Source organism: Shinella kummerowiae, assembly GCF_009827055.1.
GTDB lineage: Bacteria > Pseudomonadota > Alphaproteobacteria > Rhizobiales > Rhizobiaceae > Shinella > Shinella kummerowiae.
In genome coordinates, this window is sequence record NZ_WUMK01000003.1 from 335,111 (window position 1) to 349,580 (window position 14,470).

Annotated in this window: 11 protein-coding genes; 6 read left to right on the top strand and 5 right to left on the bottom strand. The window is 62.9% G+C overall.

Going from position 1 to position 14,470, the window contains the following annotated elements:
• Nucleotides 1–17 precede the first annotated feature (17 nt).
• Both GR138_RS09395 and GR138_RS09400 read left to right on the top strand, forming a co-directional pair.
• Nucleotides 18–491, top strand: coding sequence for a GNAT family N-acetyltransferase (locus tag GR138_RS09395; protein ID WP_160858683.1), 474 nt, complete (start codon nt 18–20; stop codon nt 489–491).
• Between the two features lie 18 nt (nt 492–509).
• The gene (locus tag GR138_RS09400; protein ID WP_160858685.1) at nt 510–2,531 is read left to right on the top strand and encodes a beta-N-acetylhexosaminidase; all 2,022 of its coding nucleotides are present in this window, start codon (nt 510–512) and stop codon (nt 2,529–2,531) included.
• 103 nt (nt 2,532–2,634) lie between these two features.
• Here the strand turns inward: GR138_RS09400 and GR138_RS09405 are convergent, their stop codons facing one another.
• Nucleotides 2,635–3,258 (bottom strand): TerC family protein, encoded by a 624-nt coding sequence (locus GR138_RS09405; protein ID WP_160858687.1) that lies wholly within the window; start codon nt 3,256–3,258, stop codon nt 2,635–2,637.
• A gap of 374 nt (nt 3,259–3,632) precedes the next feature.
• Nucleotides 3,633–4,379: a histidine utilization repressor gene (hutC, locus tag GR138_RS09410; RefSeq protein ID WP_420853627.1), complete on the bottom strand. Its 747-nt coding sequence runs from the start codon at nt 4,377–4,379 to the stop codon at nt 3,633–3,635.
• A gap of 473 nt (nt 4,380–4,852) precedes the next feature.
• Between hutC and GR138_RS09415 the strand changes: the two genes are divergently transcribed.
• The 4 genes from GR138_RS09415 (at nt 4,853) to GR138_RS09430 (ending at nt 9,138) form a co-directional block, all read left to right on the top strand.
• Nucleotides 4,853–5,875, top strand: coding sequence for an ABC transporter substrate-binding protein (locus tag GR138_RS09415; protein WP_160858689.1), 1,023 nt, complete (start codon nt 4,853–4,855; stop codon nt 5,873–5,875).
• Between the two features lie 99 nt (nt 5,876–5,974).
• Nucleotides 5,975–6,832, top strand: a complete 858-nt coding sequence (locus tag GR138_RS09420) for an ABC transporter permease (RefSeq protein ID WP_160858691.1) — start codon at nt 5,975–5,977, stop codon at nt 6,830–6,832.
• A complete protein-coding gene (locus tag GR138_RS09425) occupies nt 6,825–7,655 on the top strand; it encodes a quaternary amine ABC transporter ATP-binding protein (protein ID WP_160858693.1) in 831 nt (276 codons plus the stop codon). The genes GR138_RS09420 and GR138_RS09425 overlap by 8 nt, the downstream gene beginning before the upstream one ends.
• On the top strand, nt 7,648–9,138 hold the full coding sequence (locus GR138_RS09430; RefSeq protein ID WP_160858694.1) for an HAL/PAL/TAL family ammonia-lyase: 1,491 nt from the start codon (nt 7,648–7,650) through the stop codon (nt 9,136–9,138). The genes GR138_RS09425 and GR138_RS09430 overlap by 8 nt, the downstream gene beginning before the upstream one ends.
• A 185-nt stretch (nt 9,139–9,323) precedes the next feature.
• Here GR138_RS09430 and fba read toward each other — a convergent pair whose 3' ends face one another.
• The 3 genes from fba to GR138_RS09445 all read right to left on the bottom strand — a co-directional run bounded on the left by fba (nt 9,324) and on the right by GR138_RS09445 (nt 14,464).
• Nucleotides 9,324–10,367 (bottom strand): class II fructose-bisphosphate aldolase, encoded by a 1,044-nt coding sequence (gene fba, locus GR138_RS09435; protein ID WP_160858696.1) that lies wholly within the window; start codon nt 10,365–10,367, stop codon nt 9,324–9,326.
• A 243-nt stretch (nt 10,368–10,610) separates the two neighbouring features.
• Nucleotides 10,611–13,100: a DNA translocase FtsK gene (locus GR138_RS09440; protein WP_420853631.1), complete on the bottom strand. Its 2,490-nt coding sequence runs from the start codon at nt 13,098–13,100 to the stop codon at nt 10,611–10,613.
• A gap of 296 nt (nt 13,101–13,396) precedes the next feature.
• Nucleotides 13,397–14,464, bottom strand: a complete 1,068-nt coding sequence (locus GR138_RS09445; protein WP_160858700.1) for an ABC transporter ATP-binding protein — start codon at nt 14,462–14,464, stop codon at nt 13,397–13,399.
• Nucleotides 14,465–14,470: the final 6 nt, after the last annotated feature.

Genomic DNA, 14,470 nt, shown 5'->3' on the forward strand with positions numbered 1-14,470 from the left:
AACCAGGGAATTTCAGTTTGGACTATCTCGTCAACCTTTCGCTCCTTGCCCCGAACACGGAGATCGACGCCAGAATGGCCAAGGCTGGCGTGACGATCCGTCGGCCGCTGGCACCGGAAGCGCAGTTGGTCACGGAATGGGTCTCGGAACGGTTCGGCAAAGGCTGGGCGAGCGAGACAGCCGTTGCGCTGACGCGCCAGCCGCCCACCTGCTTCATCGCAACCCGTGCGAAACGGCTCGTCGGATTTGCCTGTCATGAATCGATTGCCCGTGGTTTCTTCGGCCCGACGGGCGTCGACGAAGAGGCGCGCGGTCTCGGCATCGGCCATGCACTGCTGCTTGCTTCGCTCCTGGATCTCAGGACCATGGGCTACGGCTATGCCATCGTCGGCGATGTCGGCCCCTCGGCCTTCTATGAAAAGACGGTCGGCGCCATGCCGATCCCCAATTCCGCGCCCGGCGTCTATGCCGGGATGCTCGACGTTCAGTGAACCAAGCAAGAGATTCCCATGTCGATACAGAACCGCTCCGCCCTTGAGCTCGAGACATCGTGGACGCCGGCCACAGAAGGCCGGGCAATGGCCTATGCGCTGCGCCTGAAGAACAATTCAGGAGAGACGCTGCGCGAATTCCGCCTGTGTGTCAGCGGTCCCGGTCGGGTCGACCCCACAACGGCGGTCGAGGGGGGAGAGGTCGGCGCCCGGCTTTCCAACTTCACGGAATTGCTGCCGCCCGATGGTTTCGCGCTGGAACCGGGCGAGAGCTGGACCATTACCGTGCATGGGCTGAGCTGGTCGTTCAAACACTGGACCGACGGTGCACGAAGCGCCTACCTTGCCTTCCCGGACGGCCGCACGCTCGCCGTCTCGGCCGCCCCCACCAAGCTCACAGGCGGCAATGCGCCGCTCAAACGGGGCGTGGAGGCCTATCCGGTCCCAGCCGCCGCCCCCGCGCCGATGTCCATCATCCCGTGGCCGAACGACGTTTCGGTCTCCGGTCGCCGCCCGGTTCCAGCGGGTTTTGCGCTCGTGGCAGAGGGCGCGGAGCCGGAGCAAGCGGCACGGGCCTTCACCGCGTTGACCGAGGCCCTCTTTGCCGTCGAAGGCATCATTCGGCCCGTTTCGGAAGGCGGCGTTCCGGTTCAACTGCTGCTGAAGGACGTCCTCGGGCCGGAAGCCTACGAGATCGCCTTTTCTACGGCCTCGGTGTCTATCTCCGCCGCCACGCGAACAGGCCTGCTCTATGGTCTCGTCACGTTAGGGCAGATCTGGCGCGGCGCGCGACATTTCCCTGATACCTATAGTTTTCCGAGCGATGGGCACATCTTCGACGCGCCATCCATGGGCTGGCGCGGCCTCCATCTCGACGTTGCGCGCCAGTTCTACGGCGAGGCGGAGATCCGCAAGCTGCTCGCCATTCTTGCCTGGAACAAACTCAACCGTTTCCACTGGCACCTCTCTGACGACGAGGCCTGGCGGGTGGAGATCGACGCCTATCCCGCCCTCACCGAAATCGGCGCCTGGCGCGGCGAGGGCCTGGCGATCCCGCCTCTTCTCGGCACGGGGCCGGAGAAAAGCGGCGGCTACTACACCAAGGCCGCCATTCGCGGAATTGTCGCCGATGCCAGAACCTTCGGTATCGAGATCGTGCCGGAGATCGACGTGCCTGGCCATTGTTTCGCCATGCAGCAGGCCATTCCCAGCCTGCGCGACCCGCAGGAGAAGGGCAGCTATTATTCCGTCCAGGGATTCCCGGACAATTGCATCAACCCCGCCCGCGAAGAGACCTATGCCGTGCTCGAGGCGATTTTTGCGGAGCTGATCGACCTCTTTCCGTTCAAGACGATCCATGTCGGTGCCGACGAGGTGCCGATCGGCGCCTGGTCCGGCTCACCCGAGGCGCTTGCGAAACTGCGGGACATGAACGGCGATGCCATGTCTGAGGCCCATGCCCGCCGGCTGAACGTGATCACCAATACGCACGGCGCCGATGCCATCGATGGCTCCGGTGCCGCCGTGCTGCAGGCGATCTTTCTTGCCCGCGTGCAAAATTTCCTGGCGACGCAGGGCTGCGTGACAGGCGGCTGGGAGGAGGCAGCACACGGCAATGTCATCGACAAGGAAAAAGTCTATCTGTGCGGCTGGCGCGATGTGCAGGTTTCCGCAGCCCTCGCCGGCGAGGGGTATTCCATGGTCGTCTGCCCCGGCCAGGCCTACTATCTCGACATGGCCAATAGCCCCGATTGGGACGAGCCGGGCGCAAGCTGGGCAGGCTGGTCTGCGCCCGAAATGACCTATGCCTTCGATCCGGTCGCGGGATGGAGCGACGCACAGAAGATGAATCTCCGGGGCGTCCAGGCCTGCATCTGGTCGGAAGCGATGACCGACCGCGCCGTGTTCGACCGCCTCGTCTTCCCGCGGCTTTCGGCGATCGCCGAGACGGGCTGGACGAAGAAGGAGCGGAAATCCTGGGACCGCTTCAAGGCATCGGCCGGGCTCATGCCCGTGCTCTATGGCTACCCTTTAAGCTGAAGCACGGATCGCGTGCCCCGAACTGGCCCGGTGGTCGCTGCGCCGATCATCGGCGCAACGGCTTGGAGCCGACGCCGGGCAAGCCGGCATCGGCCGGAGGCCATTAAGACGCGGCTGCCCCGTTCGCGAGATAGGGCATGACTTCGAGCGTCCCGCGATAGATCATGTCGAGCGAGACGTAGAGAATGATCGCGAGGCCTACATAGGCGATCCAGCGGTGCCGCGTGAGCAGGCGCGCGATGAGGTTTGCGGCGATCCCCATCAAGGCGATCGACAATCCAAGACCGACAACAAGCACGCTCGGATGTTCGCGCGCTGCACCGGCTACCGCGAGAACGTTGTCGAGCGACATGGAAACGTCCGCAACGACGATCTGCGTCGCCGCCTGGAAGAACGTCTTGCGGGAGGCGCCTTCGGCAAGAGCGGCGTCTTCGTCACCATGGCCGGCACGCAGTTCGCGCCACATCTTCCAGCACACCCAGAGCAGCAGCAGGCCGCCCGCCAGCAAAAGACCGATGATCGCCAGCAGGTGAACCGCAACCGTCGCAAAGGCTATGCGAAGGACGGTCGCCGCCAGAATGCCGACCAGGATGGCCTTCTTGCGCTGCTCAGGCGGAAGGCCTGCGGCTGCTAGGCCAATGACCACGGCATTGTCGCCGGCAAGAACGAGGTCGATAGCGATGACCTGCAGAAGCGCCGTCAAACCGGCCGCCGTTAGAATGTCCATTTGTCTCCCCATCTGGTCTTAGCAAGCCGCCCGATCGGAGCACCGCGGGCGGCCAACAGGCACGATTGTCTCGGATGGAACTCGCGCATCGACCGGGCCGGCAACGCGAGACTGCAGATCTCGGCGATAGCCGCCGTCAATAGCGATCCAGCCACCGGGAAGCCTTCACGGATTCACACGCGCTTTTCAACAAAATTTGACCAGACGTGACCGTTTATGCAGTGCTCTCTGCCATCGCCGGGTTCAACGCTTCAATCTGGATCCTCTCGGAGCGGGACGTTCGGCCGCCACCGCCAGGCATGAAGGCACCCCGTCGGGACAGGCGACTATTCGGCGATCAATCCGCCGCAAGACGGTTGACGCTGCCTCGCCTCTCAAAAATTGCTCTGAAGCCGATAGCGCGAGCCCGGGTAAAGCAGACGCACCGCCGTCACCACGCGATCTTGCGACCACGTTCGGCGGCGAATGAGGATGCAGGGTTCCGACCGGGCGATCGCCAGTAGTTTACACTCCCACGGCTGCGGCAGCACCGCTTCGATGAACTGTTCCGTCTTGGCGATGGGCGCGATGCTGGTCAGGAACGCGTTTGGCGTCGTGCGGGAAAAATCCTGTTTCAGATAATCCGGCGCGACGGCGGGGTTGACGAAGCGATCCTCCAGCTGGATCGGCACATCGTCCTCATTGTGCACGATGACGGAGTGAAAGGATTGCGCGCCGATATCGAGCTCCAGCGCGGCGGCAAGCTCATGTCCGCAGGTCTCAGCCTGGGCAAGGATGAGGTCCATCCGGTGGACCGCGCCACGCTCCAGAATCTCGTCGGCGATGTTCCGTACGCCGAGCGCCAGCGCGCTGCGTTTTTTCGGCGCGACAAAGGAACCCTTGCCCTGCACGCGAGTGATCACACCCTCGTTTGCAAGCTCGCGGAGCGCCCGGTTCGCCGTCATGCGGCTGACGCCGAGCGTGTCCACCAGTTCATTTTCGGATGGGATGCGATGGTTGACCGGCCATTCGCCGGTTTCGATGCGCGCCCGGATTTCCGTTTTCATGCGCTCGTAGATCGGCGCCGCGCGGTCCTTCGCGTCCCTTGCCAAAAGGCCGGTTTCTTCGTTCAGTATCGCCACGGCTCTCCCCGCATTCCAATCAGCATCCGCCTACAGGTTCTATACGACCCAGGTAAGCATGCTTTTTGATTCACGTCACTTTCTTGTCTAGCAGAAGTTGACATGTCCCATATACAACTCACACACATTCCACCGGCTTTCCTATACAGCTTCCGACAAATAATCGACTTGCGCAAGCATGGCGTAAAGATCGGTCAAATTGCGGGCACAGACAACCTACCGAGACAAGCTACGCCAGAAAATTACCCATAACTCTCGAATCTCGCAACATCAGGCATCTCCAGCGCCACCAGACGCAACAACGCTATCGACACCCCGGAAAATCACACGAAAAGCGACATTAAATGTCGCTCAAAGACACGCACCATCGTCAACGGAACAGGATAGTTGTCTACCAAGTTGTATAGTGAACTTCACGAAAGGCAAAAATCGCTGGTTTTCAACGTTACCATCATCAAAAAAGGGGAACTGACATGCTGAATTCCAACCTGAAATACGCGCTTCTCGCCGCCGCCGCCGCCTTCATCGGCGTCTCCACCGGCACGGCGCAGGCCTCCTATTGCGGCGACGGCAAGACCGTCACCTTTGCCGGCATCGACTGGGAAAGCGGCGCCTTCATCACCGAAGTCATGAAGGAAATCCTCTCCAAGGGTTACGACTGCAAGGTCGATTCCATCCCCGGCAACTCGGTAACGCTGGAACAGGCGACCGCCAACAACGACGTGCAGATCTTCGCGGAAGAATGGATCGGCCGCTCCGACGTCTGGAACAAGGCAGCAGAAGCCGGCCAGGTGAAATCGGTCGGCAAGACCTTCGTCGGCGCTGCGGAAGGCTGGTTCGTGCCGGAATATCTCGTCAAGGGCGACGGCGCGAAGGCACCGGACCTCAAGAGCGTCGAGCAGCTTTCCGATCCGAAGTTCGTCGAACTCTTCACGGATCCGGAGGAGCCGACCAAGGGCCGCTTCCTGAACTGCCCGTCGGGCTGGACCTGCGAGGGCGTCAACACGGCCAAGCTTGAAGCCTACAAGCTCGGCGAGACATATGTGAACTTCCGTCCCGGCACCGGCACGGCGCTCGATGCGGCCATTGCCGCCGCCTACCTCCAGCAGGAGCCGATGCTCTTCTACTACTGGAGCCCGACGGCGATCATGGGCAAGTACAAGCTCGTCCAGCTCGAGGAGCCGGCCTATAGCGAAGCCTGCTGGAAGGAACTGACCAGCGCCGACGGCAAGCGTGATGCCGGTTGCGCCTTCCCCTCCGTCGAAGTGGCGTACGGCGTCAACAGCACCTTTGCCGGCGAGGCCCCGGAAATCATGGAAATCCTGGAAAAGGCGACCTTCCCGCTGGAAGAGGTCAATGCCAGCCTCGCCTACATGACCGACCAGAAGGTCGACGCGACCGCGGCTGCCAAGAACTTCCTGCAGACCAAGGCTGACGTCTGGGGCGGTTGGGTCTCGGCGGATGCCAAGGCGCGCATCGAAGCGGCCGTCAAGTAATCGCAGGGCTGTGCGCCGGGCTTCCGGCGCACAGCCTTTTCCCGTCAGGACAGGGGCCGGTCGCCGGATGGCGGGCTGGCGCGCGCGAGGATCCCACCGATGTTTCCTGAAGCTTTTCACATTTCCATTCGAGGCCCCATCAACGACTTTGTGCAGTCGCTGGTGGTGAACTACGGTTTCGTCTTCAAGGCGATCTCGCAAACCCTCCTTCAGGCGATCCTCTTCGTCGAATGGATCTTGCGCGGACTGCCCTGGTGGGCGGTCTTCATCATCTTCCTGGCGCTCGCCTGGTTCGCCTCGAAGAAGATCGCACTGGTCGTCACGGTCGCCGTCATGCTGTTTGCCGTCGGCGCGCTCGGGCTCTGGGACCTGACGATGCAGACGCTGGCGCTGATGCTGATCGCCAGCCTCATCTCCGTCGCCATCGGCGTGCCGATGGGCATCTGGCTTGCGAAAAGCGAGCTGATGCGGCGCATCACGCTGCCCGTGCTCGACGTCATGCAGACCATGCCGAGCTTCGTCTACCTCATTCCGGCGATCATGCTCTTCGGCCTCGGCAAGGTTCCCGCCGTGCTCGCCACGATCATCTATGCCGTACCACCGCTCATCCGCCTCACCGATCTCGGCATCCGCCAGGTGGACAGCGAAGTCGTCGAAGCCGCGACGGCCTTCGGCGGCAGCCCGCCGCAGATTCTCTTCGGTGTCGAACTGCCACTCGCCACCCCCACCATCATGGCCGGCCTCAACCAGACGATCATGATGGCGCTCTCCATGGTCGTCGTCGCCTCGATGATCGGCGCGCGCGGCCTCGGCGAGCAGGTGCTGAACGGCATCCAGACGCTCGACGTCGGCAAGGGGCTGGAAGCCGGCCTCGGCATCGTCATCCTTGCGATCGTGCTCGATCGCATCACGCAGGGTTTTGGCCAGATGAGCCGGAAGGAGCGCGGCAATGACTGAGATCAAGATCCGCAACGTATCCAAGATCTTCGGCGGCAACTGGAAGTCGGCGCTCGCCATGACCCAGCAGGGCGCCGACAAGGGCGAGATCCTCGCCAAGACCGGCTGCAGCGTCGGCCTCGACAATGTCAGCCTCGATATCGCCGGCGGCCGCATCTTCGTCATCATGGGCCTGTCCGGCTCGGGGAAATCGACGCTGGTGCGCCATATCAACCGCCTGATCGAGCCGACGAGCGGGGAAATCCTGGTCGACGGCAGCAATGTGCTCGACCTGAAACCGAAGGACCTGCGTGACTTCCGCAACCGCCGGGTCAGCATGGTGTTCCAGAATTTCGGGCTGATGCCGCACCGTACCGTGTTGCAGAATGTCGTCTACGGCCAGCGCGTGCGCGGGCTTACGAAGGACGACGCCAAGCCGATCGGCATGAAGTGGATCGAGACGGTTGGCCTTGCGGGCTACGAGAACAAGCTTCCGCACCAGCTTTCCGGCGGCATGAAGCAGCGCGTCGGCCTCGCGCGGGCGCTGGCGGCGGATACCGACGTCATCCTGATGGACGAGGCCTTTTCCGCGCTCGATCCGCTGATCCGCGCCGACATGCAGGACCAGCTTCTCCAGCTCGAGAAGAATCTGCACAAGACCATCGTCTTCATCACGCACGATCTCGACGAGGCCTTGCGCATCGGCGCGCAGATCGCGATCCTGAAGGACGGCAAGCTGGTGCAGGTCGGAACCCCGAGCGAAATCCTCAACAGCCCCGCCAACGACTATGTCGCCCGCTTCGTGCAGCGCCGCGCCGGCGCAGGAGAAAGCCAGCATGCCTGAGACGATCGTTCTCGATCGCCCCCTCACCTGGCAGGAGATCGCCGCCATTGCCAAAGGCGCGGCGCTCTCCCTGTCGGACAAGACATGGCAGCGCATCGCCGATGCGCGCGCCATCGTCGATGCGCTCGTGGCAAAACGCGTGCGCGGCTACGGCATCAACACGGGCGTCGGCGCACTCTGCGATGTGATCGTCGACATTCCGCAGCAGCAGGCGCTGTCGCGCAACATCCTGCTCAGCCATGCCTGCGGTGTCGGCGAGCCGCTCGGCCGGGAAGAGACCCGCGCGGTGATGGCCGCCCAGATTGCCAATTTTTCCCATGGCTATTCCGGCGTGCGTGTGGAGACGGTCGAAACGCTGCTGGCGTTGCTCAACGCCGATATCCCGCCCATCATTCCGTCCAAGGGATCGGTCGGTTACCTGACGCACGCCGCCGCCATCGGCCTCGTGCTGATCGGCGAAGGCGAGGCGCGCCACAAGGGTGAGACGATCTCCGGCAAGCAGGCCATGGAGATGCTCGGTCGCGCGCCGCTCGTGCTTGGGGCCAAGGAAGGCCTCAGCCTCGTCAACGGCACGCCCTGCGCCACCGGCCTTGCGAGCCTAGCTATTGCCCGCACGACGCATCTGCTCGATTGGGCCGACGCGGCCGCCGCGATGAGCTACGAAAATCTCGGCGCGCAGGCCGACCCGTTTGCCGCCGCGCCGCTGGCGCTGCGCACTTCGCCCGGCCTCCAGACGGTTGGCGGCAACCTCCGCCGCCTGCTCGACGGCAGCCCGTTGCTGGCGCAGTCTGCAGGCTCACGCACGCAGGATCCGCTCAGCCTGCGCGGTGTGCCGCAAGTGCATGGCGCGGTGCGCGACAGCGTCGCGCAGGTTGCCGAGGTCGTGAACCGGGAACTTGCGAGCGTCACGGACAATCCGGTCGTGGCGGGAACACCGGAAGCGCCCGAAGTGCATTCACAGGCGCATGCCATCGGCGCCGCGCTCGGGCTTGCCATGGACGCGCTTGGCACCGCCGCCGCGGAGCTGGCCGCCATTTGCGAGCGCCGCATCGACCGGCTCGTCAATCCACTCGTCAGCAACCTGCCTGCCTTTCTGGCGGAAGGCAGCGGCGTGGCCTCGGGGTTCATGATCATCCAGTACACGGCCGCAGGCCTTGTTGCCGAGAACCGCCGCCTCGCGGCACCCGCCAGCCTCGACGGCGGCATCACCTCGGCGCTTCAGGAAGACATTCTCACCCACGCGACACCCGCCGCCGACAAGGCGCTGGCCATCATCGCCAATCTTGAAACCGTTCTGGCCATCGAGGTGATGAGCGCCGCCCAGGCCTATGACATGCAGCCGGGACAAAATGGCAACGCGGCCGGCACCGGCGCCCTTTACGAGCGTGTCCGTGCGATCGTTCCGGTCTATCGTGACGACCGGCCGCTCAATGGTCTGCTCGCAAAAGTTCGTGACCTGCTGAGCAAGATGGCAGCTTTCTAAAAACAAAATGTGGCGGGGTTTGTCTGCAAACCCCGCCCCATATTCTGCCGTCATCCTCGGCCTTGAGCCGAGGATCCATATCCCAACCGCCGCGATGGATGCTCGGGTCAGGCCCGAGCATGACGGAGGCGAGGTTTTCGAGCTATGGGCAAGCTTGCCCTTCCTCTTACGGAAGGGCGATTGGCTTACTTCGTTGCGTAGAACTTCGCCATGTCGGGCAGACGCTTAACGCGAATGCTGGAGGCCTTGCCGGCGGTGCGGAAGGCTTCGAAGCGCTCCTTGCAGACTTCCGTCATCAGAGCGGTCGCCGGCTTCAGGTAGGTGCGCGGGTCGAAATTGTCCGGCTTTTCCTTGAAATTCTTGCGGATCGTGCCCGTCATGGCAAGGCGCAGGTCCGTGTCGATATTGACCTTGCGCACGCCGAGCGGGATCGCCTTCTGGATTTCCGCGACCGGAACGCCCCAGGTCTGCTTCATCTCCCCGCCATAGGTGGTGAAGAGATCCTGCAATTCCTGCGGAACCGACGACGAGCCGTGCATGACGAGATGCGTGTTCGGCAGTTTCTTGTTGATCTTCGCAATCGTCTCGATCGACAGGATGTCACCATCCGGCGCGCGGGTGAATTTGTAGGCGCCGTGGCTGGTGCCGATAGCGACGGCGAGTGCATCGACGCCGGTCTTCGAGACGAAGTCGAGGGCCTGGTCCGGGTCGGTCAGCAGCTCTTCGCGGGTCAGCTTGCCCTCGAAGCCGTGGCCGTCTTCCTTTTCGCCGGCACCCGTTTCCAGGTTGCCGAGACAGCCAAGTTCACCTTCGACTGAAACGCCGGCCGCATGCGCGATCTTCACGACTTCCGCCGTGACGTCGACATTGTATTCGTAGCTGGCGATCGACTTGCCGTCGGCGAGCAAGGAACCGTCCATCATGACCGACGTGAAGCCGTTGGTGATCGCCGAAATACAGGTGGACGGCTGGTCGCCGTGGTCGAGATGCAGGCAGACGGGGATATGCGGATATTCTTCCGCCGCACCGAGAATGAGGTGGCGCAGGAAGGCGTCGCCGGCATAGGCACGCGCACCGCGGCTTGCCTGCAGGATCACCGGAGAATCCGTCGCATCCGCCGCGCGCATGACCGCCTGGATATATTCCAGGTTGTTAACGTTGAATGCCGGCAGTGCGTAGTCGTTTTCCGCTGCGTGATCGAGCAATTGCCGCATGGTGATCAATGCCATTCCTGTCCTCCTTGGACGCAGTTTCACGGGTCGGCGGCACTATTCACAGATCGTCCGCCATATGCAACAGGCCTCAAAGACCGCGATACAAGCCAAATCGATTAAATGCAGGGCTTGGAATAAATTTCTCGTGGACATCGCAAAAATCCGGCCCGCAAGCGCGAGCCGGATCCGGAAAATCCATCCAATTCAAATAAGTAGGACAAATGCCCGGCGGCAGGGCAATCGCCGCCGTAGCAAATCTTAGTCGTCGTCGCTCGGTTCCGGCGCCTGGAAGCTGTTGCGTTCGCCGCTGATGATCTCCCGCTTTCCGACATGGTTGGCAGGACCAACGAGGCCCTCCTTCTCCATGCGCTCGACGAGGGAGGCGGCGCGGTTGTAGCCGACCGCGAGGCGCCGCTGGATATAGGAGGTCGAGCACTTGCGATCGCGCATGACCACCTTGACGGCCTTCTCGTAGAGGTCGTCGCCGTCTTCGGCGGCGATGTCGCCCTTGTCGAACACCGCACCGCCGCTCGCCGGCTTCTCGTCCTCTTCTTCCTCTTCTTCGGCCGTGACCGTTTCGAGATATTCGGGACGCCCCTGCGCCTTCAGGTGCAGCACGACCTTTTCGACTTCCTCGTCGGACACGAACGGACCATGCACGCGGGAAATACGCCCGCCGCCGGCCATGTGCAGCATGTCACCCTGGCCGAGGAGCTGTTCGGCACCCTGCTCGCCAAGGATGGTGCGGCTGTCGATCTTCGACGTCACCTGGAAGGAGATGCGGGTCGGGAAGTTTGCCTTGATCGTGCCGGTGATGACGTCGACCGAGGGGCGCTGCGTCGCCATGATGAGGTGGATGCCGGCAGCACGCGCCATCTGGGCAAGCCGCTGGATCGCGCCCTCGATCTCCTTGCCGGCGACCATCATCAGGTCAGCCATCTCGTCGACGATGACGACGATATAGGGCATCGGCTCGAGGGAGAGTTCCTGCTCCTCGTTGATCGCCTCTCCGGTTCCCTTGTCGAAGCCGGTCTGGACGCTGATGGTGATCGTCTCGCCCTTGTTGCGCGCTGTGGCCACACGGTTGTTGTAGCCGTCGATATTGCGCACGCCGAGGCGCGACATCTTGCGGTAACGGTCCTCCATCTCGCGCACCGCCCATTTCAGCGCCATGACGGCCTTCTTGGGATCGGTGACGACAGGGGTCAAGAGGTGCGGGATGCCGTCGTAGATCGACAGTTCCAGCATCTTCGGATCGACCATGATCAGGCGGCACTCTTCCGGGCGGAACCGGTAGAGCAGCGACAGGATCATCGTGTTGATGGCGACGGACTTGCCCGAACCGGTGGTGCCGGCGACGAGCAGGTGCGGCATCTTGGCAAGCTCAGCAATGACGGGCTCGCCACCGATGGTCTTGCCGAGGCAGATCGGCAGCTTGTAGCCGCTCTTGGCAAAATCCGCCGAGTCGATCATTTCGCGGAAATAGACGGTTTCGCGCGTCACGTTCGGCAGTTCGATGCCGATGACGTTGCGGCCGGGCACCACGGCAACGCGGGCCGACAGCGCCGACATGGAGCGGGCGATATCGTCGGCGAGGCCGATGACACGCGAGGATTTGACGCCCGGCGCCGGCTCGAATTCGTAGAGCGTGACGACCGGACCCGGGCGGACATGGATGATCTCGCCGCGCACGCCAAAGTCTTCCAGCACGCTTTCGAGAAGGCCGGCATTCTGTTCCAGCTGTTCCTGCGTGAGCACGAAGCCGACGGTGCGGGGCGGCTCCTGCAGCAATTCGCGCGGCGGGTATTCGTAGGTGTCGCCGGCGGAAGTTGCCAGGGTGACCTGGAACGGCTTGGCACGGGACAGCACCGACGACGGCACTTCACGCAGGGGCTCGATGACGGCCGCCGGGGTGATGGTTACCGGCGCGGGCTTGGTCTCGACCGTGGTCGGCACGACGACAGGCAACGCTTCGATGACTGGCGTTGCGACGACGACGACCGGCTCGGCCTTTACCTCTGGAATGGTAGCAACAATTTCAGCAACCGCCGGACGCGCGACAGCCGGGCGGCACTCGACCACGCGGAACAGCGAAGCGATGGTCTCAGGCTCTTCTCGCTTTTTCTCGATCGGTGCCGGCATCGTGGCGGCAACGGGCGCCGGTGCAGGCGCCGGCATGCGCACGACAGTGGCGACTTTCCTCACAGGCTGCTCGGACGGCTCTTCGTCCGGAACGAACGTCTCCCAGAAAGCATGGTCTGAGAGATGCGCGAAACGGCTGATCGCGGCGCGCACATCCGGCTTGGCGACGGGCTTGGCGATCGGGGCAGCTTGCACGGTAGGCGTGGGCGCCGGTAGTGGGGTCGATGGCTTGAACACGACGGCAGCATCGGCGGGCGTACCCGTCATGCCGGCGGCGACAACGGCCTGGACCAGCGGCGGCGTGGGTTCGGCCGGAACGGCTGCGGCCGCAGCCTGCTGTTCCTCGGAACGGCGGCGGCGGTCTTCCAGCGCCTCGCGCAGTCGCTGCAGCAACTCCGATTGCGAGAGCTGGGCGGCCTCAGAAAGCTTTGCCGTCGGAACGGCCTGCTCCACGATGGTCTCTGCCTGCAGCGCCTCTTCGGCAGCCGCTTCCTCTATCTTCGCCGCCACCTTGTCGGGCGTGCGCGTGAAGCGGACGTTCGGGGCCATGTAGAAATGGCTCTCCCAGCTTCCGTCGGTATATTGGCCGGGGTCATAGCCCCTCAGCGCGGGCGAGCGGAACCGTGGACGGTAGTCCTCGTCATTGGCAATCGGCTCGCCGGCCGCATGCCAATCCTCGACCTGCGGAACCTCTTCCGGCAAGACATTGTTTTCGTGAGAATAATGTGCCGCTTGCGCGTCACTTTCCACGTCGGCTTCAAGGATGGGATAGAAGTTTGTTCTGGAAATACGCATGAACCTGCAAACTCGACGATCATTGCCGATAGGGATGCGTAGATGGTTAGGAAATGAAGGTTAACAATGTCTTTGGATGACAGCGAATTCCTCTCCCTAATCCTGTTTCAGTCCACCCTGTTTCCATCCGATCCGAACAGGTGAAGCCGCTCCAGCGGCAGGTCGACGCGGACTTTGGGGCCGGGATTGAGCATACTGCGATCGAGTGTAAAAATTTTCAGTGGACCGTCGTGAAGCGTGACATGCATGATGATTCCGAAACCGGTCGGCTCGATGAGATCGACGTCCGCCTCCAGCGCCCCCTGATCGTTCAGCGTGACATGCTCCGGACGAATGCCGAGTGTTGCCACCGAGCCTGATTCGATGCCAGCCCGTTTGCCGACGGGCAGTACCGTGCCGTTCGCGAGGCGCAGTTCGGCCTTCTCGCCCGAGACGACGTAAAGCCCCTCGAAAAAATTCATGCCCGGCGAGCCGATGAAACCGGCGACGAACAGGTTTGCCGGCCGATCGTAGAGATCGAGCGGGGTTCCGACCTGCTGGACGACGCCGGCATGCATGGCGACGATCCGGTCGGCCAGCGTCATCGCCTCGATCTGGTCGTGCGTGACGTAGATGGAGGTCGCGCGAAGATCGGCGTGCAGCTTCTTGATCTCGGCGCGCATCTGTTCACGCAAGCGGGCATCGAGGTTGGACAGCGGCTCGTCGAACAGAAAAGCCTTCGGCTGTCGCACGATGGCGCGACCCATGGCGACGCGCTGGCGCTGGCCACCGGAAAGCGCGCGTGGGCGACGCTCCAGCAGGGGATCAAGGCCGAGTTTCGACGCGGCATTGCCGACGGCGCTCGCGATCTTCTCCTTGGCGGTGCGGCGCAGCCGCAGGCTGTAGCTCATGTTGTCGGCGACGCTCATATGCGGATAGAGCGCGTAGGACTGGAACACCATGGCGATGTCGCGGTCCTTCGGCGCGAGGTCGTTGACCCGCTTGCCATCGATGCGGATGTCGCCCGATGTCACGCCCTCGAGGCCGGCGATCATGCGCAGCAGCGTCGATTTCCCGCAACCGGAGGGGCCGACCAGCACGATGAATTCACCGTCGCGAATGGTGAGATCGACGCCGTGCAGGACGGGAAAGGTGCCAAAACTCTTGCGGATGCTCTGAATATCGATGGAAGCCATGAGAGA

What these genes read in the sequence shown, in the direction of transcription:
- GR138_RS09400 (WP_160858685.1), top strand. Translation starts at nt 510, where the DNA reads ATGTCGATACAGAACCGCTCCGCCCTTGAGCTCGAGACATCGTGGACG.
- GR138_RS09405 (WP_160858687.1), bottom strand. Translation starts at nt 3,258, where the DNA reads ATGGACATTCTAACGGCGGCCGGTTTGACGGCGCTTCTGCAGGTCATC.
- GR138_RS09415 (WP_160858689.1), top strand. Translation starts at nt 4,853, where the DNA reads ATGCTGAATTCCAACCTGAAATACGCGCTTCTCGCCGCCGCCGCCGCC.
- GR138_RS09420 (WP_160858691.1), top strand. Translation starts at nt 5,975, where the DNA reads ATGTTTCCTGAAGCTTTTCACATTTCCATTCGAGGCCCCATCAACGAC.
- GR138_RS09425 (WP_160858693.1), top strand. Translation starts at nt 6,825, where the DNA reads ATGACTGAGATCAAGATCCGCAACGTATCCAAGATCTTCGGCGGCAAC.
- GR138_RS09430 (WP_160858694.1), top strand. Translation starts at nt 7,648, where the DNA reads ATGCCTGAGACGATCGTTCTCGATCGCCCCCTCACCTGGCAGGAGATC.
- fba (WP_160858696.1), bottom strand. Translation starts at nt 10,367, where the DNA reads ATGGCATTGATCACCATGCGGCAATTGCTCGATCACGCAGCGGAAAAC.
- GR138_RS09445 (WP_160858700.1), bottom strand. Translation starts at nt 14,464, where the DNA reads ATGGCTTCCATCGATATTCAGAGCATCCGCAAGAGTTTTGGCACCTTT.